This window comes from Pseudomonas sp. 8_5_2, assembly GCF_059295255.1.
Genome location: NZ_CM181238.1, coordinates 3,424,064 through 3,448,175, shown reverse-complemented (window position 1 = coordinate 3,448,175; position 24,112 = coordinate 3,424,064). Strand labels below are relative to the sequence as shown.

Below are 24,112 nucleotides of genomic sequence, written 5' to 3'. Positions count from 1 at the left end.
AAACCAGTTGCGAAAAGGGTCCAGCGGAATAAAAAGAGGGGCGACCAAGCGACGGGCCCCTAAAAGAAAATCTGTGCTATCGCATGTGTCCCGTCAGCAGGGACAGCAGCGTGCCCGACAGGCACGTCGGCAAGTCATGCCCCATCCCGGGCAGCAGCACCAGGTTGGCGCCGCGGATCGCTGACGCCGTGGCAAACCCGCCGTTGGTGGCGACCATGAGGTCTTTGTCGCCATGAATGACCAGCGTGGGGCAGCGAATCCGCTGCAACTCCTGGGTACGGTCACCGGAGTTGATGATCGCGCCGATCTGCCTGGCGGTGCCGAGATTGCTGGCCTCACCGCCACCGCGCGGCCAGGCCTGCGTGGCATAGTCACGCAAGGCCGGCTCGTTCCACTCCAGCCGCGAACCGATCAGCCCCATGATGTCCAGGTAGTCGCGAACGCTTTCGTGCTGGTTGCGCGGTGGGCGGCGCAGGAGCTGGAGCAGGGCTTTGAGCGCCGGCTGGCCGACACGCAGCGAACCCGTGGTAGAGAAGATCGAGGTCAGGGTGCGGACGCGTTCGGGGTAACGTGCAGCGAGGGTCTGGGCGATCATGCCGCCCATCGACATCCCCACCACATGTGCCGTTTCCAGCTTCAAGCTGTCCATAAGCCCGATCACGTCGTTGGCCATATCACCCAGGTCATAGCCGGGTGTGCGCTTGCGCAGGAACTGCTGCAGGCTCGTGGGGGGCACCACATCCGTGAAGAACGAGCGGCCCGCGTCACGGTTGTCCAGCGTGATGACCCGCAAGCCTTGCGCGACCAGCCCGTCGATAAGCGGTTGTGGCCAGTAGGTCAGCTGCAGCCCGAGGCCGACGATGAGCACGACTGCCGGGGCGGTTTCGTCGCCATGGCTGCGATAGCAGAGCTTGCGCGTGCCCGCCAGCTCGCAGAAGCGGTCGGTGCTCATCGGCGGCTACCTTGCTGCTGCAATTGAACATCGGCGTGCGAGTGCGCATTGGGTACTGCAGTGAACTTCAGGCACTTGTCGGCCACTGTGCCGCGGCGCAGCAGTTTGACGTCCCGGAAGTAATCCATCGACATCACCCAGGGTTCGCACGGGCCCTGGCGCGGCATGCTGTCCAACGCGCGCTGCACGTACCCGGCACCAAAGTCGAGCAAGGGGCGGGTTTCGATGCCATCCGGCGCCCGGGGTTCGCAGACGTTGTAGCCTTCGCGCTCCATCAAACCCAGCAAGCGGCAGAAGTGGTCGCACAGCAGGCAGACTTTCAGGGTCCAGGACGAGTTGGTGTAGCCCACTGCGAACGCGAAATTGGGTACGCCGGAAAGCATCATGCCTTTGTAGGCCAGGGTCTCGCTCAACACCACCGGCTTGCCGTCCTTGTGCAGGCTGATGCCACCGAAAAGTTGCACGTTCAGCCCCGTGGCGGTGACGATGATGTCGGCCTTGAGCATCTTGCCTGACTTGAGCAATACACCGAACTCGGTGAACCGCTCAATATGATCGGTGACGATATCGGCTTTGCCCGCGCTGATGGCTTTGAACAGATCGCCTTCGGGCACCGAGCACAGGCGCTGGTCCCAAGGGTTGTAGGGCGGGTTGAAATGCTCGTCGACCGGGTAGTCTTTTGGCAGCTCCTTGCGGGTCAGCCACAGCAGCAGTTTTTTTGAAAGCTTGGGGAAGCGCTGGCAGAAGCCCCAGAAAGCCAGGGTGATCTTGGCGTTCTTGTAGCGCGTCAGGGAATAGGCGGTTTGCGCGGGCAGGATCTTGCGCAGGAACGCTGCCACCCCATCATTGGCCGGCTGGTTGATGATGTATGAGGGCGTGCGCTGCAGCATGGTGATGCTGGCGACCTTGTCGGCCATGGCCGGAATCAGGGTTACCGCAGTTGCGCCACTGCCGATGACCACGACGCGCTTGCCGCTGTAGTCGAGGTTTTCCGGCCAGTGTTGCGGATGGATGATCTGGCCTTTGAACTGTTCCGAGCCCTCGAAGCGAGGGGTGAAACCTTGGTCGTAGCGGTAGTAGCCACCTGCGCTGAACAGCCAGCGGCACTCGAGGGTGCGCACCTGCGCCGTTTGACCCTCTTCGATGCGCACCGCCCACAGGCCCTTTTCACTTTGCCAGTTGGCCGAGACGACTTTCTGCTGGTACTGGATGAAGGGGGCCAACTGGTGCTCGTCGATGGCTTCGCCCAGGTACTCGAGAATATCCGCGGCGTCCGCCAGCGACTTGGCCTTGGTCCAAGGCTTGAAGTCGAAGCCGAAGGTGTACAGGTCCGAGTCGGAGCGGATGCCGGGGTAACGGAACAGGTCCCAGGTACCCCCCATGCGCTCGCGGGACTCGAGAATGGCAAAGGTCTTGTTCGGTTGATTGCGTCGCAGGTAGGCCGCCGCGCCAATGCCAGACACACCGGCCCCAATGATCAAAATATCGAGCGGCTCAACCGGAAGAGCAGTGTGAGAGGACATCTCGCCTCCTGATTATTGTGTTGTAGAGACTGATCTTATGACTTGATCAAGTGACCAGAATAGGACGGCCAACAATGCGCGACAAGGTGCAAAATGCACCAGGGCGCCATCGTTTTAGGATGATTTGCACATTCGTGGGCGGCGGAGCGCTGACTTTCGGGATGTCCCGGGACCCCGTTGAATCAGAGATTTACGATTTGTTCCATGAGGGGTGGATGTATTCGCGGGCAGGGCGGTGAGCGGCATGCTCGCTGGTGAATTGTCACAAACCTCTCGGATGCGCCGCGCCTGGTTGCAGCACAGCGCATCCGCAAGGTGCCTCAGTAACTGGCCACCAGCAGCTTGACCGCCTGGCAGGCCGTGTCGGTTTCGGCCTCCAGGCGCGCGCGGTCGCCGTGGGCGGACCAGGCGAGCATCAAGCCGTCGAACAGGTTGATCAGTAAGCGGCTGATGGTGGTCAGTGCGGTTTGATCCAGCGCGCCGTCGGTGACTTTCACGATGGCCTGCTGGGCCGCGTCGAGGGAAACGGCATAGATCTTGGTCGCCATCTGCGGGTTGTTGCGCAGGTTCCAGCAAAACAGTTCGAACTGGGTGGTGGCCATTTCCGGGTGAGCCGTGAACCAGTTGACCAACTGGCGCAACATCTCGCCGACCGATTCCGCTGCCGTGGCGCCTGTGGGCACGTGTTGCAACGATTGTTGCGGCATGTTGATCAAGGACTCGTAGACCGCATAAAACAACTCGTCCTTGGTGTGGAAGACATAGTGCAACGACGCCAGAGGCGAGTCTGCCGCCGCTGCGATACGCCGGGTGGTGGCGTTGGCCACGCCATGTTCCGCGATCACCTTGACGGTGGCCTCGATGAAGTCCTGCCTGCGCTCTTCAGCGCCAATCCGAGCCATTGAGTTCTCCCTATTCGGTAGTGCCGCCAGCCCTTGGTCGGGTGTCGGCGGTGACGAATGCTATCGCAAGGTCATGTCTGGATCCATGCGTCGATGCAATCCCATGCCCTAGGGATAGCACAGCACGAAAATTAGTTTAATCAAACGACTTGATCAGCTGACCATGTTCGGTAATGATGAGTTCTCCACCGTGGCATCGCTGGACGAAGGTCGCGAACACTGTGGTTGGCACCGGTGGGCTAAGCCGGGTGGCCGAGGCTCACTGGACAGAACAACGACAAAACCAGACAGGTAGAACGCAGATGGATACACGAAAACTCTCGACGGTCGGCAGCGATGCCTCGGTCGAGCAAGTGGTGGAGATCATCCGGCGTGACGGTGGGGTCATCATTTCCGACTTCGTCTCGCCCGCCACACTGAAGTCCCTCACCGAAGAGCTGGACACCTGCTTGAAGGCCACGCCTTGCGGTGTCGACCCCTACTTCGCAGGCACGCAGACCCGGCGTGTCGCCCGTATCATCGGGCGCAGCGACACGGCGGTGGAGGTGGCGCTGAACCCGCTGTTCATCGGCGCGGCCCGGCAGATCCTGCAGACACCTACTCACGTCTGGGTAGGGAGCGACCGCATGGAGATCGCGCCTGATATTCAACTCAGCATTACCCAGGCCATCCAGATCGGGCCGGGCCAAGGTCTCCAGCCCCTGCACCGTGACGATGCGACTTCGCTGTGGCGCCACCCCCAGTACGGGCGTGAGGCGCGGCTGCAGATGATGCTGGCCATCTCGGATTTCACCGAAGAGAACGGTGCGACCCGGGTCATCCCCGGTAGTCATTTGTGGGATGACGAGCGTATGCCGACTCAGGAAGAGACTGTTGCCGCGCAAATGAAGGCCGGCTCGGTGTTGCTCTGGATGGGGTCGGTGTATCACGGCGGCGGTGCCAACACGTCCGACGCTCCACGCACCGGCCTGACGATGGCCTACGACCTGGCCTTCCTGCGCCTTGAAGAGAATCACTTCCTGTCCATTCCCATTGAGCGCGTGCGCCAGTTGCCTGCAGAAATGCAACGCCTGCTGGGCTGGAGTGCGAGCTCCACATTGCTGGGGTGGGTGGAAATCGATGGCCAGATGCGCGACCCGCAAGAGTTGCTGGGCATGGCGGACTTCACCGAACCGGGCAAAGGGTTCTGACGCTTCTGGGCCGCCATGTGGCGGCTCAGGGGGCAAGCCACAGTCGATTTTCCGGGAGCCATGTAAATGAATGCGTTGAACAAAGCAGCCCAGGGCAATGCAGCACCGTTGACGTTTCGTAGCCTGGGTGGATGGGTGGAGCGGCCAGGCGATTTGCAGCCGACGCTCCAAGGGCAGGCGCAGGCCGATGTCATCGTGGTCGGCGCCGGCTTTGCCGGCCTGTCGACCGCGTTGGAGCTGAGGGCGCTCGGCGCGGATGTCATCGTGCTGGAACAGGAGTTCGCCGGCTTCGGGGCCAGTGGCCGCAATGCGGGCTACCTGCTGGGCAGCATGGGGATTGAGTACGATATGTTCGTCAAGCGCGTGGGCATGGAGCAGGCAACGCAATTCGTCAGGTTCTATGACGAGGCTGTGCCCTACGTGGAAGGCCGATTCAAGACGCTGGGTATCGACTGCGACTACAACCCTTCGGGCGTGCTCCGGGCATGTGTTCATCGCAGCCAGGAGAAGCGCTTGCTGCAAAGCATGGCGCTGGGTCGCAAGCTGGGCGCGGTGAGCCGCTTTGTGGACGGTGTCGAGATGCGCGCGCGGGGTATCCCCCCCGCCTTTCTATTTGCCGCCGAGCAGTGTGGCGGCACCTTGAACCCAGGTAAGTACGTCGCCGGCCTGCGGCGTGCGGCCATCGAGGCAGGGGTGAAGCTTTACGAACGCACACCGCTGCAGTCCTTCAGCGAAGGGCCGGTCATTACCTGCAAAACCGCGCAGGGCAGTGCGAGCGCCCCGGTGATGGTGCTGGCAACCAACGCCTATACGCCACAGTTGGGGGTGTTGCGCAACAAGGTCGCGGCGATTCGGGTGTCGGCAATCGAAACTCAACCGTTGTCGACGCAGCAGTTGGCTGATCTGGGCTGGCAAGGACGGGAAGGGATCATCACCCCGCATTACACCATGGAGAGCCACCGCCTGACGGCGCACGGCACGATGGTACTGACCGTCAAGAAACTCGGTTATGCCTACGGTTCGAACACGCCCAATATCCCTGACCATACCGCCTACGCGGCATTGGCCCAGGTGCTGCGCGAGCGCTATCCGGCACTGCAAGGCCTTGGTGTGAAGCACTGTTGGAGTGGTTATGTCAGTGGCGCCTACGACTTCCTGCCGGTGATCGGCACCATGGGCGCGACACAGAATATTTACTACACCACTGGCTGCTCGGGCCACGGACTGGGCACTCAATCCTTGATCGGGAAGCTCTTTGCCGAGCAAATCAACGGCAAGGCGCCTGAACTGCTGGCGGCATTGCAACACAAAACGCCCTCCATGTTGCCTGAACCCTTGCAATGGTGCGTCATCCACTCTGGCTTTGCGGCAGCCAAGTTGCTGGATGACTGGACCGATAGAAAAGTGCGTAAAAGCAACGCCAATAAGGGCTGATTGCATTTGCTGTGCTTGTTCTATGCCCGGCATTTTAAAACTACGGCGCGCCCCTTTTGACAGAGGCTGTTATTGTGGAACTCATAGACGTATTCGCGTTGATCTCATGCGTGTTGCTGGTGGTGTGTGGCTTGGGTTATGGCACAGCATTTATCAGGCGCAAAAATTATCTGCTGGGTGTGGAGTTCTTGATTGTGGGTATTTCTGCAACGAACTTTACGGCGTTTATCGCGACGGGGTGGCAGGCTAATTATAATATTGCCATTTTTCTCGATGCGTTTTCCCGCGGGGTCGGCGTGCCGATTATTGTCACACTCGGTTTGATGGCCGTGACGCATAATTACAAACCGTCGCCGACGAAGGATGTCCTATTGTTTTTGGCGGCTTTTATTTCTACGGCTATCTATTTCATGTCGTCGGCATTCAAAGCCTGGCTTCCCTATTTCTATGTACTGATGTGGTTGCTCGCCACGCTGTACCTGCTCTACTTCATGTGGCGGCTGGCGCGGGCGGGCGAGTTTCGGCACGCGCTGGCCACGCTCCTGGGCGCGGTCGCGGGGCTGACCATAGCGCTACGGTACGATTTCTTCCCGATTCCGGGGGATGAGACGAAGATGATATTCATGACCAGCGCGTTTCTGGTCTGGTCTTATTCCATGGCCCAGTTGTTCTATGCCTACCGTGCACTTCAGCGTTCCACTAAAGCTTCCGCCCAGGCCATGTCTCACTCCAATTGATATCAGCAGCAGCGCCCTATCTTTTTGAAGATGGTTTCCGTGTGTGCAGGGTATGTTTTTCGGGACTCGCGGTTACTCCATGGCGGGCCGTAGGCCTGCTTTTTTGCCGCCCCTCGGGGCGGTTTTTTTATGGGTGATCCATTCGTATTGATAATGAGCCTGGATAAGCGGCGTGCCTAGGGTGTGCGGGCGCGCTAGTTGGCGAAGTGTTCAGGCGGTGCATTATAAACGAGCATCTTTCGGTAACACATGTTTCTTTAATTCCCAGTAAAGGGCAGGCGCCTGGCACGTATTAAACGACCACCAATGTTAACTAGCTGATTTACCTGATGTAATCCACCTGTCAAGCATTATGGCATGTGGTTTGCGTGTTGATCATCCGACATGGTCAGATGACCATGTCGGATGATCAAGATGTGCCAGGCACCGATTTTTCCGCCCGGAAAGATCGAGCAGCCGGCCCAAGCCCTATGTTCGAGGAACCCCTTATGAAAGAAGTCACTGCACGGCCGGAAGGTGAAGTTTCCGCCCGCCGTATTTTCAGGCAGCTGCTGGTTACCCTGGCGGCATCGGCCGCCATCTGTTCGGTGCAGGCCGCGCCCCAGGGGGCCGAGGCGCTGGGTTCGAAGCTGACGCCACTGGGCGGGGAGGTCGCCGCCAGCCCAAGCGGCGATATTCCGGCTTGGACAGCGCCGGGGCCGCAAGGGGCGGGCTGGAGCTATGGCCAGGTACGAGGGGAGCATTGGAAATTCAAGGGCGACAAACCTCTGTACAGCATCGACTCGAGCAATGTGGCGCAGCACGCGAGCAAGCTTGCCCCCGCCCAGCTGGAACTGTTCAAGAAGATTCCGGGCTACCGGATGGACGTCTACCCGACCCGCCGCACCTGCGACGCGCCGAATTTCGTGGCGCAGAACACTCGGCAGAACGTGGGTTTCGCCAAACTCGATGGCACTGGACTGGCGCTGGAGGAAGCCCATTTGCCGGGTGCGCCGTTTCCTTTGCCGAGCAGCGGCGCCGAGGTGATGTGGAACATGAAGATGCGCTACCGCGGCGTTGGCGTTGAACTGCCAAAAAGCATCTCGGGCATTTCCCCGCGCAAAGGCGGGGAGTGGCTGCGCCAGTCCACCGACCTCATCTTCTATACGCCCTGGGGCAAAAAAGGCAGCACGCTGTTCTCATCCGTTGGCCGTCTGGAGAACGCCGGTTTCTTCAGTTACCTGGAGCCCGCCGCACTGGCCGGCCAGGCTGCAGTGCAGACGGCCGTGGCCGGCGAGCAGGCGACGACTTTCTACTACTTCCCCGGCCAGCGGCGCGTGCGGCGCATGCCGTCGTATTCCTACGACGCGCCGCAGATCGGGCTGGATAACCAGTACAACGTCGACGAGGCGAATGTGTTCTTCGGCACCATGGACCGCTTCGACTGGAAACTGGTCGGCAAGCAGGAGCTGCTGGTGCCGTACAACGCCTTCGGCGCCTATGACACCAGCGCCAAGGCAGAGACCTTCGCGGGCAACGATTCGCTTGCGCCGCAGTCGCGCCGCTACGAGCTGCACCGCGTCTGGGTGGTCGAGGCCAAGGTCCGCGAGGGCATGCGCCACCAAGCGCCCAAGCGCATGTTCTACATCGATGAGGACAGCTGGAACCCCCTGCTGGCTGTCGACTACGACAAGCAAGGGCAGATCTGGAAGGTGCGTGAAGGCTTCTCTATCCCCGTGTACGAGACAGGTGCTTGCGATGTGCAGGCCCAGGTCCAGTACAACCTGGTCGATGGCCGTTATCTGTTCGACATGAGCTCGATCGGCGCGGGCAAGAACGATATCCGCTGGCTCACCGAGGACGGTAGCAGCCCCCGCCTCAAACGCGATTTCTTCACCTCCGACAACCTGCGAGCCATCAGCGAACGCTAAAACGACGTCAGATCGAGAGCCAGCATGAAAAAAATAATTAGCAAAGCATCAGGCCTTGTCATCGTGTGCGCGACCCCATTGGCAATGGGGTTCACCTTCGAAACCGAAACCCTTCATGGCTCGTTCGACTCCACCATCACCGCAGGCATGGGCCTGCGTACCGAGTCGCGCGGCTGCAACCTGATCAACCAGGGACCGACCGGGCACAATGTGCCCTCCGGCTGCCTGGCGCAGAGCTCGGGCGTGGCGGATCAGGGCGACCTGAACTACGACCGCGGCGATATGTTCACCAACTACCTCAAGGGCACCCACGAGCTGTTGCTGAAGATGCCCGAGGACGTCACCTTCATGGCGCGTGGCACCTGGATCCGCGACTTCGCCGCCACCGATACCACCGGCACGCTGTCGTTCAACACCCCTGAGAGTGTCGGCAGCAACGGGCTCAGCGACAACGCCCGTGACGACCTCGCTTTCAAGGCACGTCTGCTGGACCTCTGGGTGAGCAAAAGCTTCGACGTGGGCGGGCAGCGGGTACGGGCGCGCTTGGGCAATCAGGTGATCAACTGGGGCGAGAGCCTGTTCGTGGCGGGCGGTATCAACAACACCAATGCCTACGACTATCAGGCCTTGGCGCGCCCCGGCGTGCAGCTCAAGGAGGCCGTGTTGCCGGCACCGATGCTCAGTGTTGCCTCGGGCCTGGGTGCTGGGGTCAATGTCGAGGCCTACTACCAGTTCCGCTGGAACAAGAGCGAGCTGCCGCCAGTGGGCAGCTACTGGTCCACCACCAACGCCCTCGGCGAGGGCAGGGGAGACTACGGGTACTCTGAGAAAAAGGCCAAGGACAGCGGCCAGTGGGGGCTTTCGCTGCGTTGGCAACCCGAGGACAGCGACGTTAACTATGGCTTCTATGTGATGCGCTATCACGACAAGTTGCCGTCTTTGCGCGTGGATATTCTTGACCCGGACACCTTCGCGGCGGTACCGACTTGGCGCTACCAGGAAGACCGGATGATGTACGGCATCAGCGCCAACATGCCGATCGGCGACTGGGCGGTGGGGACGGAGCTTTCGTACCGGCCGAAGGATTCGGTCATGCTCAACCCGGTCGTCGACCTGTGTGCGAGCAATGACGGCAAGTGCTGGAAGGACGAAAAGAAATTCCAGTGGCACCTGACCGGCCTGTACAGCTTCACACCTTCCAACTCCCCCACGCTGCTCGATTTCAGCGGGGCCAGCTCGGGCACCTTGGTGACCGAGCTGGTGGTCATCAGGTACCCGGGGCTGCATGACGAAGTGAATGGCGAGCCATTGGCTGCGGGGCTCAATACCTGGCAGCTGGACCCTGCAACCGCGCCGAAGCCGCGAGGCGACAAGACCTCATCGGGTATCAACCTGGATTTCAGCATGACCTACGACGGCACATTGTTGCCGGGCTGGCAGGTCACCCCGGGCATCTTCTACGCGCGGTCGCTAGGCGGGCGCACGCCGAACCTCACTGCCACCTTCACCGAAGATGCGAGCAGCATGAACCTGTACCTGAACTTCGTGCGCAACCCGGCCAGTTGGCAGATTTCCCTCAACTACGCCAAGTTCATGGGCGGCGATACCCCTTACGACCAGCTGTACCGTGACCGCGATTATGTCGGCGTCGCGATCTCCCGCACCTTGTGAGGCCTGCCGTGAACGGTTCCGTGAAACTCACTGAAATCCAGGCGCGAGGCGTGCTGCCGCGCGTCGAGCGTGTCCTGTTCGGGCATCGTCGGCTGGTGCTGGCGAGCCTGGCCGTGTTCACCCTGGTCATGGCGTGGTTCGCTGTGCAGCTGCGCATGGATGCCGGCTTCGAAAAGCAGCTGCCGGTCGGCCATGAATACATCGACACATTCCAGACGTACCGCAATGACCTGATGGGCGCCAACCGGCTGACCCTCGTGGTGAGGTCGCGCACAGGTGATATCTGGAGCGCCCCAGGCCTGAAGCGGCTGTATGACGTGACCCAGGCGGTGAGCTTCCTGCCAGGGGTTTCCCGCAGCAGTGTGCGTTCGTTGTGGACGCCCAATGCCTTCGTCAACGAGATCACCGAAGAAGGTTTTCGCGCCGATCCGTTGGTGCCGGGAACGGTTTCTCCCGAGCACTTGAACGACCAGGTCATCGGGGCGATCGCCAGCTCCACCTCGCAAGGGGGCTTTATTGGCACGCTGGTGTCCCGTGACCAGCGCAGTGCGATGATCACGGCGGAGCTCAATGAGTATGAGGCTGATGGCACCCACCTTGATTATGTCGCGTTCAATCATCGGCTGGAGCAAGCGATTCGTCAGCAGTTCGAGGACGGCGACTTCGAAATCCAGATCATCGGCTTCGCCAAGCAGATCGGCGACATTGCCGATGGCGCTTCAGCCGTGCTGGAGTTCTGCCTGCTGGCACTGTTGCTGACCGCCGCTGCGGTTTATTGGTATTGCCACTCGCTGCGCTTCACGCTGCTGGCGCTGGTGTGTTCACTGGCCTCGCTGGTCTGGCAGTTCGGCAGCCTGCGCTTGCTGGGCTTCGGCCTTGATCCGCTGGCGGTGCTGGTACCTTTTCTGGTGTTCGCCATCGGGGTGTCCCATGGGGTGCAGCAGATCAACTTCATCGTACGCGAGATAGCGGTTGGCAAGAGCGCAGAAGCGGCGGCGCGTTCGAGCTTCACCGGTTTGCTGATCCCGGGAACGCTGGCCCTGGTGACTGCACTGGTGTCGTTCGTGACGCTGCTGCTGATTCCTATCCCGATGGTGCGGGAGCTGGCCATCACGGCCTCGCTGGGCGTGGCGTACAAAATCATTACCAACCTGCTGATGCTGCCTTTGCTGGCTTCCATGCTGCGGGTCGATGACCGCTATGCGGCTACCCAGGAAGTTTCCCGGCAGCGCCGTACCCGCTGGCTGCGAGGCCTGTCCCGGCTCGCCGAGTGGCGTAACGCACAGTGGGTGCTTGGCGTGGCCCTGGCGATCTTTCTGGTGGCGATCTGGCAAAGCCACGACCGGGTCGTCGGCTCGTTGCAGGCGGGGGCCCCGGAGTTGCGTGAGGACTCGCGCTTCAATCGCGATGCCGTCTCCATCGCCACTAGCTACGACATTGGCCTGGACTGGCTCAGCGTGGTTTTCGAAGCCGGCCAGGGGGCCTCTGGTGAAGGCGGGGCGGCGGCCTGCGAGGATGTCGCGGCGGGTCAATACCAGGATCGTTTCGTCTGGGCCATGCAGGGTGTGCCCGGAGTGCTGTCGGTGGCTTCGTTCTCCAGCAACATGCGTCAGTTCAACGAAGGGTACAACGAGGGTAATCCCAAGATGGCCGCGGTGCCCATCGACCCTATGAACTACGCCGCGCTGGCCACCGAGGTGGCGCGTACGCCCGGGCTGGTGCGCACCGACTGCAGCATGTCCGCCGTGCACCTGTATCTGGCCGACCACAAGGCCACGACCATCAACCGGGTGGTGGAGGCCGCCAAGGCGTTCCGCAGCGAGTATCCGCAGCCCGGCCTGTCGATCCGCCTCGCCTCGGGCAACGCCGGTGTCCTGGCCGCCATCAACGAGGAAGTGGAGAAGAGCGAAACCCCCATGCTGCTCTACGTCTATGCCGCGATCGCGCTGCTGGTGTTCGCCGTCTACCGCGACCTGCGGGCGGTGCTGGTGTGCTGCCTGCCGCTGACCATCGGCACCTTCATTGGCTATTGGTTCATGAAAGAGCTGCAGATCGGCCTGACCATTGCCACCTTGCCGGTGATGGTGTTGGCCGTGGGCATTGGTGTCGACTACGCCTTCTACATCTACAACCGCCTGCAATTGCACCTGGCCCACGGCCAGCCGATTACCAAGGCGGTCGAGCACGCCTTGCTCGAGGTGGGCGTCGCCACGATCTTCACCGCCATCACCCTGGCCGTGGGCGTGGCCACCTGGGCGTTCTCGGACCTCAAGTTTCAGGCCGACATGGGCAAGCTGCTGGCCTTCATGTTCATCGTCAACATGGTCATGGCCATGACCGTGCTGCCGGCCTTCGCCGTCTGGCTGGAACGGGTATTCCCACGTAAGCGCCCTGTGCGCATGATCGGTGCGCTGGTGCACTGAGGAGAGAAGCATGAAGTTCAGGGTTTCATTAACCGCGGCCTTGCTCGCAGCCGCATTGCCGCTGATGTCGCTTCAGGCCGCGCCGTTGCAGGCCGTGCCGGCCATACAGGTGAGCAATGCCACGCAGGCCACCATGCTGGCCGCCGGCTTGGCGGGAGGGCGCATGGTGGCCGTTGGCGACCACGGTGTCGTGCTGTTGTCCGACGATCACGGCATGCAGTGGCGCCAGGCAAGGTCGGTACCGCTGTCCACACCGTTGACGGGCGTGTCTTTCGTGGATGCCAAACGTGGTTGGGCGGTTGGCCACTGGGGCGCGATCCTGGCCACCACCGATGGTGGGGAGTCCTGGCAGGTCCAGCGCCTGGCCACCGAAGAAGACCGGCCACTGTTCGCGGTGCACTTCTTCAATGCCCGGCAGGGTGTGGCGGTAGGCCTCTGGTCGTTGGTGCTGACCACCATGGATGGAGGCCAGACGTGGGCCGAGCAGCCGGTGCAGGCCCCCCCTGGGGCCAAGCGGGCCGACCTCAACCTGATGGGGCTTTTTGCCGACAGTCGCGGCACGCTGTACGCCCCGGCCGAGCATGGGCAGGTACTGTACTCCGAGGACGAGGGGACAAACTGGCGTTACCTGGATACTGGCTACGAAGGCACACTGTGGTCAGGCGCGGTAATGGCCGATGGACGTCTGCTGCTGGGTGGCCAGCGCGGTACCCTGTTGCTGGGTTCAGCGGACGGCAAGGGCTTTCGCCGAGTGCCAACGCAAAGCAAGGGCTCTGTCACTTGCGTCGCGGTAGCCGGCTCTGGTGTGCTGGCGGTCGGGCTGGATGGGCTGAGCGTCAAGAGCAACGATGGCGGGCACAGTTTCCAGGAAACGCAGAGCGCTGATGGCCTCTCACTGACGGCGGCGTTGTTCAACGCCGAAGGCGTGCCTGTATTGTTTTCACGCCGAGGGGTAATGCCTGAACAGCACCATTTACCAGACGATTTTGAGTGATTTGCCCTGCCCATGACCAGCACACCATCGCCCTGGCCACGCCCCTCGGAAGCCGTTCGCGCGCTCATGCGCAAAGGCGCCGAACTCGCTCAGGCGCTGCCCTCGGAGTGGGTCGAGCGCCTCAATCAGGCGCTTTTCTCTTCAGCGGAAGATGCCAAACTGCTGGAGGACCCGGTCATCCTCGCGGCATGCCGGCGCGCCAACCGGGCAGAGTTGCTGCATTGGGCAAACGCCAATCTGCAGCGCCCTGGAGAGCCGGTGGAGCCCTACGTGTCTGCTGATATGGTGGACACGGCCAGGGAGCTTGCCCGCAGGGGGGGGGCCGAACTGCTGATGAATGTGGCAAGGTCGACACAAAACGCAGCCTGGGAGCTGTGGATGAAGATGGCGTTCAGCCTGACACAGGATCCACTGGAGCTCGAGGAGTTCCTGGAGGTTTCGTCGCGGTCGATCTCGGAATTCATCGACAGCAACATGCGTGTGGTGACCCAGATTGTTCTGGAAGTAAAGAGCGCCCAGGCGCATGACGATCCGATCGACAAACGCAGCCTGGTCACTCGGCTGCTCGATGGCAGGGATGTGGATGCGGAGCAGTTAGGCAGACGACTGGGCTACAGCCTGGCTCAGAGGCACCATGCCTGCCTCGTCTGGAGCGAAATCCCGGACGCCGAGATTGGTCCTCTGGAGGATATGGCGCGCGCCCTGGCGCAGCTCACGGGCACGCTAGCGCCTCTGATCGTATTCGCGGGCCCAGCGACCCTGTGGGCCTGGAGCAATGCGGCAAAGCCGCTGGATCTGAACCTGCTGCAAGGCGTCGCCCGGCAATTTCCGAAGATTCGCGCGGCGATCGGTTCGGCGGGCGCGGGGGTGAATGGCTTCCGGCGCTCGCACCTGGAAGCCTTGACCACCCAGCGGTTGATGGGGCGTTTGGCGGGTTCACCCGCAGTCGCCACGATCGATCAGGTGAGGATGGTGTCGTTGATGACACAGGATGCCCGCGCAGCCAGGCAGTTCGTCTTGAGCACGCTGGGGCGCCTGGCGACCGAGCCCTCGGTGCTTCAGCATTCGTTGCACGCCTTTCTGGCCAATGGCTGCAACGTCACCCAGACCGCGGAGGTGCTGGGTACCCATCGCAATACCTTGCTGCGCCGGCTCGAGCGCGCACAGGACCTGCTGCCTATCCCGTTTGCCGACCATCGCATCCAGATCGCTGCCGCACTCGAACTGGTGATCTGGAATACCCCATTAGCAAACGACGAGAAATAGAGGTGAAGGCAGACTTGGCTTCTGGCTGCGCACCGATGCCCGGAACATCCGTCCAGGCTGATGAGCGCAACGGAGCGCCCGCCTTCGAGCGCACCGTATTCGTCTATTGGTAGCCACGTCAAAGGATCGGTTTACCGCCAGTGACAGCGTACCGGGAACCGCTGATGTAGCTGGCCTCATCGGAGCCCAGCAGTACATAGATTGGCGCGACCTCCACCGGCTGCCCTGGCCGCCCCATAGGGTAGCTGGAGCCGAAGTTTTTCACGGCCTCATCGGGCATGGTGGCCGGGATCAGAGGCGTCCAGATGGGGCCAGGCGCGACGCTATTCACCCTGATTCCCTTTTTCCCCAGAAGCTGAGCCAACCCCGCCGTGAAGTTGGCGATGGCACCTTTGGTGGCGGCATACGCCAGTAGGCTTGGAGACGGATCGTCGGAGTTTACCGAGCTGGTATTGATGATCGAACTGCCCTTAGGCATGGAAGGCAATGCTGCCTTGCAGATCCTGAAGATAGCGGTGATGTTGGTATCGAAGGTTTTCACCCATTCGTCATCGTCGATTTCCTCCAGGCTCTCATGTGACATCTGGAAGGCGGCGTTATTGACCAGGATATCGATGCGCCCGAACTGTTCGACGGTTTTACCGACGATGTTAATGCAGTGCTGTTTCTGCGCCAGATCGCCGGGTAGCAGCAGGCACCGTCGGCCAGCTGCTTCTACCCAGCGCGCAGTTTCCTGCGCGTCTTCATGCTCATTCAGATAAGCGATGGCAACGTCAGCACCCTCGCGTGCATAGGCGATGGCAACCGCGCGCCCGATACCACTGTCAGCACCGGTGATCAGCGCAGTCTTGCCTTCCAGGCGGTTGCGTCCGGTATACGACTGCTCTCCGCAGTCTGGGTAGGGCTCCATCTTGCGTTGTGAACCGGGTACGCTTTGCGGTTGGGACGGAAACGGCGGAGTAGGAAAGTCGCGCATGGTAGAAGCTCCTGCAGTTGAGAACGCTCTTACCGTTTCGAGCCAGCGGCTTGCTGCGCGTTGGGTTGAATGTGTGATTGGTTCGACGAGCGGTGCACGCTGCGGCGCGTGGCGGTACCGCCACTGCGAACGATATTGAAGCACGCCGCGTAAAGCTTAACCCGCGCCTGCGCGCGGGCTGCTGCTATCACTGTTTTTTGCCGGGCAGTACTGAGCTCAGGACCTGCTTGGCTGTCTGCACGATGACCCCGGCTTCATCCGGGTCGCCCTTGAGCAAGGTGCTGGCGAATTTCTTTGCCTGTTCCAGCTTGATGTGCGGGGGAAGGGGAGGCACGTTCGGGTCGGTCTTGAATTCGATCAACACCGGCCGGTCAGCCGCCAGCGCGCGTTCCCAAGCGCCGGCAATGTCTTCCTCCCGCTCCACATAGATGCCCTGCAAACCGATGGAAATGGCGAACAAGTGGTAGGGCACGTCGGGGATCGACTGTGACGCCTCGAACTTGGGGTCGCCTTCCATCACGCGTTGTTCCCAGGTGACCTGGTTGAGGTCTTCATTGTTGAACACCGCGCAGATCCACTTCGGGTTATCCCACTGGCGCCAGTACTTGGCCACGGTGATCAGTTCGGCCAGGTTGTTCATCTGCATCGCACCGTCACCTACCAACGCCACCACGCTTCGCTGCGGGTGGGCGAATTTGGCGGCGATGGCATAGGGCACCGCCGCGCCCATGCTCGCCAGTCCGCCGGACAGCGAGCACTGCATGCCCTGGCGGATCTGCAGATCGCGGGCAAACCAGTTGGCGCATGACCCCGAGTCGCTGGTGACGATGGCCTGATCAGGCAGGCGAGGGGAGAGTTCATGCACCACGCGTTGCGGGTTGATCGGGTCGGCTTTGACCAGCGCGCGTTTCTCCAGGGTCTTGTCCCAGTGCGCGCGCCAGCTTACGACCTTGTCGCGCCAGCGTCGCTCGCTTTTGCGCTCGAGCAGCGGCAGCAGGGCGCGCAGGGTTTCGGCGGCATCGCCCACCAGGTTGACTTCCATTGGATAGCGCAGGCTGAGCATGTCTGGTTGCAAGTCGATCTGCACCCCACGGGCCTGGCCTTCCTTGGGCAGGAACTCGGCATAGGGGAAGCCGGAGCCGATCATCAGCAAGGTGTCGCACTCGTTCATCAACTGGTAGCTCGGTTCAGTACCGAGCAGGCCGATGGCGCCGGTGACCCAGGGCAAATCGTCAGGCAGCACGGCCTTGCCGAGCAGCGCCTTGGCCACGCCGGCACCGAGCTTTTCGGCCACGGCTACGACCTGCTCGGTCGCTTGCAAGGCGCCGGCACCGACCAGGATTGCCACCTTTCGCCCGGCATTGAGCACTTCGGCCGCCCGTTGCAGGTCAGCGTCGAACGGCACGACCTTGGGCTTGCTGTAGCCAACGCCCGAATGCACCGTGCCGTGTGCCCTTGCCGGCTCCTGATAGGGCAGGTCCTGTACGTCATTGGGCAGGATGATGGCGGTGACCCGGCGTTCGCCGACGGCCGTCCGCACTGCGCGGTCGAGCAGGTGCCGCACCTGCTCCGGGGTCGATGCCTGCTGCACGAAGGCGCCGGCCACATCCTTGAACATCGACAACAGGTCGAGTTCTTGCTGGTAATGCCCGCCAAGCGCCGCACGCGCTTGCTGCCCGACGATGGCCAGTACCGGTTGGTGATCCATGCGAGCATCGTAGAGGCCGGTCAGCAGGTGTGAGGCGCCGGGGCCGGAAGTGGCGATGCACACGCCGAGCTCGCCGGTGAACTTGGCGTGAGCGCTGGCCATGAACGCGGCCATCTCTTCATGGCGGGCCTGAATGAATTCAATCTTGCCGTTGGCGCGGCTCAATGCACCAAATACGCCATTGATGCCATCCCCGGGATAGCCGAAGATTCGTCGAACGCCCCACTGGTACAGACGCTCGACCAGGAAGTCGCCTACTGTCGTTGTCATCGTCTTTTCCCTGTCTGTGATCGATAGGGTCTGGACTGGGCCGCAAAGTGGAAAGTTTCAACAGGTTGTACGTGGTCAGCCTGCAGGAACCTCTGATGGGTATGGCTTCTCAAGGCCTTCATCGCGCAAGAGCATGCGCAAGGTGTCGGCTGGGATGCTTTACCCCGCTGTGGGCGCGGGATTGCCGCCCCACAGACATCGCGTCAGTTTCGCGCGGGTCAGCGGGCATCATCCCCCTGAACCGCCACCTCCCGTGCCACCACCGCCCGAACCTCCACTTCCGCTACCTGAACCAGTGCCCGTGCCAGTCCCTGTGCCGCTGCTATCCGAACCGCCCATCCCGCTGCCACTGCCCGAGCCATCGGTAGTGCCATCTCCGCCGGTATTGTCAGTGCCGTTGCTACCGGTACCGCCTGACCCGGTACCCATGCCATCACCCGGTGTACCAGACCCGCTGGCGCCGCCGTTCATCTGGCCATCGTCTTGTGTCTGTGTGCCAGGGGCCCGCTGATCGTTCATGTTGGTAGCCGCCAGCACAATGGGGGCGCTTGCGCCCAGGCACAGCGCCAGTAGCCATGTATGAGGCTTCATTATCTTCATGATGAATCTCCTGTTTGCGGTAATTGCCTAGCGTTCGGCCAGGGGGAAGAGTGGTCCGTGCAATGCGGTCGACGGACGGGCCGACTTGTCAGGTCATCGAGGGGATCAACCGTCGGACTGTTCCTCCGGTGGAACCTGGCCGTCGGGCCAGTCTGGTGCCTCTTGCTCCGGTTCAGGCCTGGGGGCCGGCTCGCCGGGGTTATGTAGTACCTCGTCGATGTAAGGGTCGGGGCGGTCAGGGTCAATCATGGCGGGATCCTCTACGGTGGTTACCCCGCTTAGGTCGCCCTGATGAAGTGGCTGTTCCATCCGATTGCGTGAACGGAACGACAACCGGCCGTGGCGACTCCATTGCAGCAACAGCGTGCCTAGGAGTGCCATGATGATCCACGTGGGATGCGCGGGCTGGAGCTTGTCCCGTCAGTACGCCGATGAGTTCCAGCAGTCGGGTAGCCACTTGCAGCGCTATGCTGCGCGGTTTGGTGCCGTGGAGATCAACACCTCGTTCTATCGGCCGCACCTGCCTACCACTTACGCCCGCTGGGCTCACTCGGTACCGGAGTATTTCCGCTTCGCCGTCAAGCTGCCCAGGATCATCACCCACGAGCTGCGTCTGGAAGGCTGTGAGGTTGCGCTGGATGTGTTTCTTGGCCAATGCCAGCAATTGGGTGACCGCCTGGGCTGCCTGCTCGTACAGCTGCCGCCATCGCTGGCCCATGATGCCAGCCGAGACCGGCGTTTCTTTGAACGCCTGCGCCAACGCCATGCCGGGCCGGTGGCGGTAGAGCCAAGGCACGCCAGTTGGCAAGCGGCGCAGCCGATGCTGATCGACTTGCGTATTGCCCAGGTGGCGGCGAGCCCTTCACGCTTCGCTGCCGATGCGCAACCTGCTGGCTGGCCTGGGTTGGTTTACTGGCGACTGCACGGCGAACCGAGGATCTACCACAGCGAGTATTCGCAGCACTACCTGCAACAGCTGGCTGAGCGGCTGCAGCACAGCCACGCTGCAGGTGCAGCGACCTGGTGCGTGTTTGACAATACGGCCTCCGGGGCGGCATTGGGTAACGCGCTGAGGCTCGAGCGGTATCTGCGTTGACGCAATCGGATCAAACTTTTTGCTGCCGTCGGGCTCTTCTGAGAACACTTTGCAATGTGAGGAGCAGCCCATGAAACATGACGATGGCAAGACTGGCGATGGTGATAAGGTCCCGCGGGTGCTTTCTTCTGAAGAGGCGCAGCAAGGCGAGCGAACCCCAAATCCGGTGCTCGAGCGCCCGGACCGCAATACCGAGGCAGTGGACAAGGTGATTACGCCTACCTCCATCAAGAAACAGGAAGAACAGACCCGCCAGATTAATCAGCATCTTGCCGAGGCCGAAAAGAAGATGCCTTGATCGAACCGGCCCTGGCATTCAGCCATTGGCAGATTGATTGATGCGTTCAGGGTTGAGCACTGCGCTTGCGTAACGGAGTTGCTGTCATCATTCCCGATTTCGTTTGAGTCCAGTTGCAGCCAGCGTTGTCTTCGTTGAAGGGCAATCGGTAGCCATGCGGCTGCAAAGGAGCGAGGTGTGCGAATTGGCTGTTCGGGATGGGGCGCGGTGCCGAGACAACTTTGCTTTGGAGGGTAGTCATGGAAGTCGAGCCGCTGCTGACAGAGCTGTTGATGGCGCGTGGCCCCGGTGGGCAGGAAGATGAGGTACGTTCGATTTGTCTGCGCGAGCTCACTGCAGTCTGTGATGCGGTAAAGGTAGACAAGGCGGGGAACGTCATAGGCCTGATCAAGGCCGCGCAAGACAGCGATCCTGGTGAGGCAATCAGGGTCATGGCGCACCTGGATGAAATCGCCATGATCGTGAAAAAGGTCGAGGCTGACGGGACGCTCAGGGTCGTTGCGCTCGGCGGTGCTCAGCCGATCTGCTTCGGCGCTTGCCCGGTCGACCTGCTGGGTGACCGAACAACGCTTCCGGGCGTTCTTTCTTACGGCTCGATGCACAACAGTGGCAGCACCCCAACTGGCAGGGATGTATTGGCCGGCGACGTCCACTGGAATGATGTGCACGTCATTACCCGCCTGACCAAAGCGGCCTTGGAAGAGGCGGGTATCCGGCCCGGGTCGAGAGTGGTGCTCAGCCAACATTGGCGCAAGCCATTCAGCGTCAACGACAGCATTGCGGCGCATTTCCTCGACGACAGAGCGCCGGTGACCGCCGTGATTCACTGCGCCGCCTTGCTCAGCGAGCGTCGGCATTTGCTCAGGCAGGATGTCTGGATGGTGTTGACCACACTCGAGGAGGAGTCCAACGCTGGTGCCATGTACGCCGCCCGAACGTTGCCGGGAAACACCACCATTGCGGTTGAAGTGGGGCCTGTGCTGGGCGAATACGGTACGCGGCTCTGCGCCGATCCGATCATCAATACGGGCGACCAGAAGGGCTATTACAGCCGGTCGGTGATCCACGGCTTGCTTCAGGCTACCCGCCGCGCGGGCTACGAACCCCAGGCTGCTTTACTGGTGGATTTCGCCTCGGATGCAAGTGCCGTGATGAGCGCAGGCGTCTGCGCCCGCGCTGGCTGCATAGCCATTCCAACCGAAAACACGCATGGGTTCGAGTTGATCCATTCGCAGGGAATATCAGCCTGCTCGGCCACGCTCATGGAATATCTGATCAACCCGTCAGGCTGACTGTTCCGGGTTGATCACGACTGCACCTCAACCGCTGTGTTCTTTTTCCAGCCCCTGAGGTTCATGAGACACAGCACCACTTGCAGCACAATCAACGCCCACGCCTGGGCGTGCCACCCCCAGACAGCCCATAAAACGTTACTTGTGATGAAGCAACAGAAGCCTATTTTTCGCCGCCCGGGGCGCCGCGAACCAATCCACCAAGCTGCCAATACGGTAATCGCCATCGCAGGCCATTCCAGCAATCCAATCCAGTGTTCCATCAAATCATTCCAACTGTGTTCATTGAATTCAGTGCCATTGTGTGGCGGTTAGCCCAGCTGCCCGGTTGCCAGAATCCTCTTGGGATTTGGAGTCCCCCAACAGCACTGGGTTCCACATCAAATACTGCCGTGCCCGGTCAGCGCTCGGGGCCGTAACCGCCGATGGCCAGCGCGGCGCGCAACGCGGCAAGATGAGTCAGCCCTTGCGGCAAATTGCCGAGGAAGTCTCCGGTGCGTGGATCGATCATTTCGGAGTAGATCCCTACACCATGATGAAGTCCCTTTACAGCGGCGTGGAACGCTGATTCGGCCCGTTCACGCTGGCCAAGCAGCGCCCAGGCCTCGATGATCCAGAAGGTGCAAGCCAGAAAGCAGCCTTCCTCTTCATGGGCTTGGCTGTACCGGTAGTGGAACGCTCCCGCGCCCAGCTCGGTCTGCACGGCTTCCAAGGTGCTTCGCAGGCGTTTGTCCGAGGGATAGCCGATACGCACGGCAAGCGCTACAGAGGCGTCGAGGCGATCTGCGCCAGGGTAGAAGACGTAGGCCTGGCGTTTTTCACTCCAGCAGTTCTCCTCGATCCATCCCTGGATGCGTTGCCGTTCTCGATTCCATCGTTCTCGACAGGTTGTGGGAAGGTGCCCGCCATCAGCGAGTTCGATGGCCCGGCTCAAAGCCTGCCAGCAGCTGATCTTGGACATCGTGTAATGACGCGTGTCGTGCAATTCCCACATCCCTGCGTCGGCCTGCCTCCAGCAATCGGCGCATTGGTCGGCGAGGCCGGAAAGGATCATCGCACTGGGAGCATCCAGAATGTTGCCGCTGTCAATGAAGCAGCGAGCGGTCTCGAAGATGTCACCGAAGACGCCATGTTGGAGTTGGTCACGCGCGTCGTTGCCCACCACCGGTGGGGAGTTCTTGTAGCCAGGTAGGTCAACCGGGCGCGTGCAATCGCCGAGTGCCCCATCGAGCGTGTAGAACACCTTTGTGCCATGCTCGCCCAGCCGATTCAAAAGCCAGGTGAAGGCAGCTTTGGCTTCAGGCTGAGCCCCGATAGCGAGGAAGGCCTCGATGGTGTAACCAGCGTCGCGTATCCAGGCGAATCGGTAGTCGAAATTTTTGTTGCCGCCAATCCGCTCGGGTAAGGACGAAGTTGCTGCCGCCATGATCGAGCCGCTCGGGGAGGACAGCAGCAGCTTGAGCGCCAGGGCATTGCGAACGACCAGGGGCTTATACGGGCCTTCGTAGATCAGGCCCTTCGACCATTGGCACCATTCCCGGTGCGAGCCGTCGATACGGTCATCGATCAGCGCCAACGGCGGTACTACCAACGGTTCATCCCGACCGGCGACAATGGCCACCACCGAGCGGTGCCCAGCAACGATGCTCACTGTTGCACGCACGCCCATGTCGTCCTTGCGCTGAATCTGCACGTGTTTGTCGTGCAGGAAAATGCCGAGGATTCGGCCTGCATGAAAAACGCAGGCGTTGTCATTTGGCGATACGTAGGGGCTCACCGTATCTGCCTGCGTACCGAAATCAATGGCGATCTCAAAGTCGACTTTACCCTCTACGCCTTCGATGCGGCGGGCGAGTTCGGCCCAGGGCAGTCGGCCTGCCGGCCCGCTGTTAAGGGATTCCGTCAGCCTCGCGCGTCCTTGCGACGTAATGAAAGTCGTTTCGAGAACGTTACTGCCAAGTAAGTACCGCCGCTGAGCAGTAAATGCTTCAGTGGGCTTCACGGAGAAGAAACCGCCTGTTCGCGGGGCAAGCAACTTGTCGAACAGGGGAGGGGAATCCATATGCGGTACACACCACCAATCGATGGATCCATCGAGACCAATCAGGGCTACGGAACGGCCATCTCCCAACGCGCCGTATTGCTCCAGTGGCAACCAGCCGCCCTCATCACGCTGAGGTGCTCCTTGTTGCGTTCGCTCCGTCAGGTCTTGTTCCATCGCATGCCCCTCTTGGCGTGTTTTGTTTGGGACACACTGTCGAAGGGCGTAGTTCGGCTTGGCTAGGCCCGGTATAACGGACGGAACCAAATGATGCCGTGGCAGATTTCCGATACTGGTCTGATGCGAGATTGGCTCGCAGCTCAACGGGATCTGGAACCGGTTCCCGCCATCGACCGCAGCGAGGTCATCTGGATGGTTTAATCGGCAGGTATGACTGAAATCTTGCCATTGCGCTCGACAATGGCAAATTTGATTTGCTCGATCTTCTCAATCCCTTGGCTATCCCGTGCCGACTCCAGGATGTCGTCCTCGGTGAGGCGCGCCCGACGCATGCGATGGTGCAGGAACTTTCCGTTTTCAACGACCAAGGTGGCGTGCCCATCCAGAAGGCGCGCCAAAGGCTTCGAGTTGAGCTTGGCGAGCGAAAGGCCGACATCCACAACGATCAGCGTGGCAATGACCAGCATCGCGTTGGTGAATGAAAAGTCATCTCCTAGCAAAGCCTGCTGGGTGGCCTCGCCGATGATCAGCAGCAGTACGAAGTCGAATGTTGTCAGGTCAGCCAGCGACCTTCTACCGGCTACACGAAACAGCAGCATCAGGGCTACATACATGCCGGCTGCACGGAGGACCGAATCCATGATGCTCT

Annotated in this window: 20 protein-coding genes; 11 read left to right on the top strand and 9 right to left on the bottom strand. The window is 61.1% G+C overall.

The features are described from left to right. Positions 1-76: 76 nt before the first annotated feature. From AC5O5R_RS15790 to AC5O5R_RS15780, 3 genes are all read right to left on the bottom strand, one after another. On the bottom strand, positions 77-952 hold the full coding sequence (locus AC5O5R_RS15790; RefSeq protein ID WP_494514526.1) for an alpha/beta fold hydrolase: 876 nt from the start codon (positions 950-952) through the stop codon (positions 77-79). Beyond that, positions 949-2,475 (bottom strand): flavin-containing monooxygenase, encoded by a 1,527-nt coding sequence (locus AC5O5R_RS15785; protein ID WP_172227090.1) that lies wholly within the window; start codon positions 2,473-2,475, stop codon positions 949-951. Before AC5O5R_RS15785 ends, AC5O5R_RS15790 begins: the two co-directional genes overlap by 4 nt. Positions 2,476-2,795: 320 nt before the next feature. Further along, the gene (locus tag AC5O5R_RS15780; RefSeq protein WP_172230353.1) at positions 2,796-3,377 is read right to left on the bottom strand and encodes a TetR/AcrR family transcriptional regulator; all 582 of its coding nucleotides are present in this window, start codon (positions 3,375-3,377) and stop codon (positions 2,796-2,798) included. Positions 3,378-3,679: 302 nt separating this feature from the next. Between AC5O5R_RS15780 and AC5O5R_RS15775 the strand changes: the two genes are divergently transcribed. From AC5O5R_RS15775 to AC5O5R_RS15740, 8 genes are all read left to right on the top strand, one after another. Then, positions 3,680-4,567 (top strand): phytanoyl-CoA dioxygenase family protein, encoded by an 888-nt coding sequence (locus tag AC5O5R_RS15775; RefSeq protein ID WP_172230352.1) that lies wholly within the window; start codon positions 3,680-3,682, stop codon positions 4,565-4,567. 66 nt (positions 4,568-4,633) lie between these two features. Continuing rightward, the gene (locus AC5O5R_RS15770) at positions 4,634-6,001 is read left to right on the top strand and encodes an NAD(P)/FAD-dependent oxidoreductase (RefSeq protein WP_172230351.1); all 1,368 of its coding nucleotides are present in this window, start codon (positions 4,634-4,636) and stop codon (positions 5,999-6,001) included. 74 nt (positions 6,002-6,075) lie between these two features. Continuing rightward, a complete protein-coding gene (locus AC5O5R_RS15765; protein ID WP_172230350.1) occupies positions 6,076-6,738 on the top strand; it encodes a hypothetical protein in 663 nt (220 codons plus the stop codon). Between the two features lie 488 nt (positions 6,739-7,226). Beyond that, positions 7,227-8,648, top strand: coding sequence for a DUF1329 domain-containing protein (locus AC5O5R_RS15760; protein ID WP_172230349.1), 1,422 nt, complete (start codon positions 7,227-7,229; stop codon positions 8,646-8,648). 24 nt (positions 8,649-8,672) lie between these two features. Next, on the top strand, positions 8,673-10,319 hold the full coding sequence (locus AC5O5R_RS15755) for a DUF1302 domain-containing protein (protein ID WP_494514525.1): 1,647 nt from the start codon (positions 8,673-8,675) through the stop codon (positions 10,317-10,319). 8 nt (positions 10,320-10,327) lie between these two features. Further along, positions 10,328-12,742, top strand: a complete 2,415-nt coding sequence (locus AC5O5R_RS15750) for an efflux RND transporter permease subunit (RefSeq protein ID WP_172231138.1) — start codon at positions 10,328-10,330, stop codon at positions 12,740-12,742. Positions 12,743-12,752: 10 nt separating this feature from the next. Further along, positions 12,753-13,736 carry a WD40/YVTN/BNR-like repeat-containing protein gene (locus AC5O5R_RS15745; protein WP_172231135.1) on the top strand — a complete coding sequence of 328 codons (984 nt, stop codon included), beginning with the start codon at positions 12,753-12,755 and terminating at the stop codon, positions 13,734-13,736. Between the two features lie 12 nt (positions 13,737-13,748). Next, the gene (locus AC5O5R_RS15740; RefSeq protein WP_494514524.1) at positions 13,749-15,002 is read left to right on the top strand and encodes a PucR family transcriptional regulator; all 1,254 of its coding nucleotides are present in this window, start codon (positions 13,749-13,751) and stop codon (positions 15,000-15,002) included. 118 nt (positions 15,003-15,120) lie between these two features. Here the strand turns inward: AC5O5R_RS15740 and AC5O5R_RS15735 are convergent, their stop codons facing one another. The 3 genes from AC5O5R_RS15735 to AC5O5R_RS15725 form a co-directional block, all read right to left on the bottom strand. Then, positions 15,121-15,978 (bottom strand): SDR family oxidoreductase, encoded by an 858-nt coding sequence (locus AC5O5R_RS15735; protein ID WP_172232394.1) that lies wholly within the window; start codon positions 15,976-15,978, stop codon positions 15,121-15,123. Between the two features lie 187 nt (positions 15,979-16,165). Next, a complete protein-coding gene (locus AC5O5R_RS15730) occupies positions 16,166-17,956 on the bottom strand; it encodes a thiamine pyrophosphate-requiring protein (protein ID WP_494514523.1) in 1,791 nt (596 codons plus the stop codon). Between the two features lie 705 nt (positions 17,957-18,661). Beyond that, entirely contained in the window at positions 18,662-18,805 is a 144-nt protein-coding gene (locus AC5O5R_RS15725) for a hypothetical protein (protein WP_172227192.1), read from the bottom strand. A gap of 133 nt (positions 18,806-18,938) precedes the next feature. Between AC5O5R_RS15725 and AC5O5R_RS15720 the strand changes: the two genes are divergently transcribed. From AC5O5R_RS15720 to AC5O5R_RS15710, 3 genes are all read left to right on the top strand, one after another. Further along, a complete protein-coding gene (locus tag AC5O5R_RS15720; protein ID WP_172227194.1) occupies positions 18,939-19,652 on the top strand; it encodes a DUF72 domain-containing protein in 714 nt (237 codons plus the stop codon). Positions 19,653-19,722: 70 nt separating this feature from the next. After that, a complete protein-coding gene (locus AC5O5R_RS15715; RefSeq protein ID WP_172227195.1) occupies positions 19,723-19,950 on the top strand; it encodes a hypothetical protein in 228 nt (75 codons plus the stop codon). Positions 19,951-20,189: 239 nt separating this feature from the next. Continuing rightward, the gene (locus AC5O5R_RS15710; RefSeq protein ID WP_172227197.1) at positions 20,190-21,242 is read left to right on the top strand and encodes a zinc-binding metallopeptidase family protein; all 1,053 of its coding nucleotides are present in this window, start codon (positions 20,190-20,192) and stop codon (positions 21,240-21,242) included. Positions 21,243-21,256: 14 nt separating this feature from the next. On the opposite strand, the gene AC5O5R_RS15705 is transcribed toward AC5O5R_RS15710, so the two are convergent. The 3 genes from AC5O5R_RS15705 to AC5O5R_RS15695 all read right to left on the bottom strand — a co-directional run bounded on the left by AC5O5R_RS15705 (position 21,257) and on the right by AC5O5R_RS15695 (position 24,104). Continuing rightward, entirely contained in the window at positions 21,257-21,505 is a 249-nt protein-coding gene (locus tag AC5O5R_RS15705; protein ID WP_172227199.1) for a hypothetical protein, read from the bottom strand. Between the two features lie 137 nt (positions 21,506-21,642). After that, complete coding sequence (locus AC5O5R_RS15700) at positions 21,643-23,397, bottom strand: glycoside hydrolase family 15 protein (RefSeq protein WP_172227212.1); 1,755 nt, start codon at positions 23,395-23,397, stop codon at positions 21,643-21,645. A gap of 263 nt (positions 23,398-23,660) precedes the next feature. Further along, positions 23,661-24,104 carry a DUF421 domain-containing protein gene (locus AC5O5R_RS15695; protein WP_172227201.1) on the bottom strand — a complete coding sequence of 148 codons (444 nt, stop codon included), beginning with the start codon at positions 24,102-24,104 and terminating at the stop codon, positions 23,661-23,663. Between the last annotated feature and the right edge of the window lie 8 nt (positions 24,105-24,112).

What these genes read in the sequence shown, in the direction of transcription:
- AC5O5R_RS15710 (WP_172227197.1), top strand. Translation starts at nt 20,190, where the DNA reads ATGGAAGTCGAGCCGCTGCTGACAGAGCTGTTGATGGCGCGTGGCCCC.
- AC5O5R_RS15730 (WP_494514523.1), bottom strand. Translation starts at nt 17,956, where the DNA reads ATGACAACGACAGTAGGCGACTTCCTGGTCGAGCGTCTGTACCAGTGG.
- AC5O5R_RS15695 (WP_172227201.1), bottom strand. Translation starts at nt 24,104, where the DNA reads ATGGATTCGGTCCTCCGTGCAGCCGGCATGTATGTAGCCCTGATGCTG.
- AC5O5R_RS15745 (WP_172231135.1), top strand. Translation starts at nt 12,753, where the DNA reads ATGAAGTTCAGGGTTTCATTAACCGCGGCCTTGCTCGCAGCCGCATTG.
- AC5O5R_RS15735 (WP_172232394.1), bottom strand. Translation starts at nt 15,978, where the DNA reads ATGCGCGACTTTCCTACTCCGCCGTTTCCGTCCCAACCGCAAAGCGTA.
- AC5O5R_RS15720 (WP_172227194.1), top strand. Translation starts at nt 18,939, where the DNA reads ATGATCCACGTGGGATGCGCGGGCTGGAGCTTGTCCCGTCAGTACGCC.
- AC5O5R_RS15740 (WP_494514524.1), top strand. Translation starts at nt 13,749, where the DNA reads ATGACCAGCACACCATCGCCCTGGCCACGCCCCTCGGAAGCCGTTCGC.
- AC5O5R_RS15775 (WP_172230352.1), top strand. Translation starts at nt 3,680, where the DNA reads ATGGATACACGAAAACTCTCGACGGTCGGCAGCGATGCCTCGGTCGAG.
- AC5O5R_RS15705 (WP_172227199.1), bottom strand. Translation starts at nt 21,505, where the DNA reads ATGGAACACTGGATTGGATTGCTGGAATGGCCTGCGATGGCGATTACC.
- AC5O5R_RS15780 (WP_172230353.1), bottom strand. Translation starts at nt 3,377, where the DNA reads ATGGCTCGGATTGGCGCTGAAGAGCGCAGGCAGGACTTCATCGAGGCC.
- AC5O5R_RS15790 (WP_494514526.1), bottom strand. Translation starts at nt 952, where the DNA reads ATGAGCACCGACCGCTTCTGCGAGCTGGCGGGCACGCGCAAGCTCTGC.
- AC5O5R_RS15770 (WP_172230351.1), top strand. Translation starts at nt 4,634, where the DNA reads ATGAATGCGTTGAACAAAGCAGCCCAGGGCAATGCAGCACCGTTGACG.
- AC5O5R_RS15760 (WP_172230349.1), top strand. Translation starts at nt 7,227, where the DNA reads ATGAAAGAAGTCACTGCACGGCCGGAAGGTGAAGTTTCCGCCCGCCGT.
- AC5O5R_RS15715 (WP_172227195.1), top strand. Translation starts at nt 19,723, where the DNA reads ATGAAACATGACGATGGCAAGACTGGCGATGGTGATAAGGTCCCGCGG.
- AC5O5R_RS15755 (WP_494514525.1), top strand. Translation starts at nt 8,673, where the DNA reads ATGAAAAAAATAATTAGCAAAGCATCAGGCCTTGTCATCGTGTGCGCG.
- AC5O5R_RS15725 (WP_172227192.1), bottom strand. Translation starts at nt 18,805, where the DNA reads ATGATTGACCCTGACCGCCCCGACCCTTACATCGACGAGGTACTACAT.
- AC5O5R_RS15785 (WP_172227090.1), bottom strand. Translation starts at nt 2,475, where the DNA reads ATGTCCTCTCACACTGCTCTTCCGGTTGAGCCGCTCGATATTTTGATC.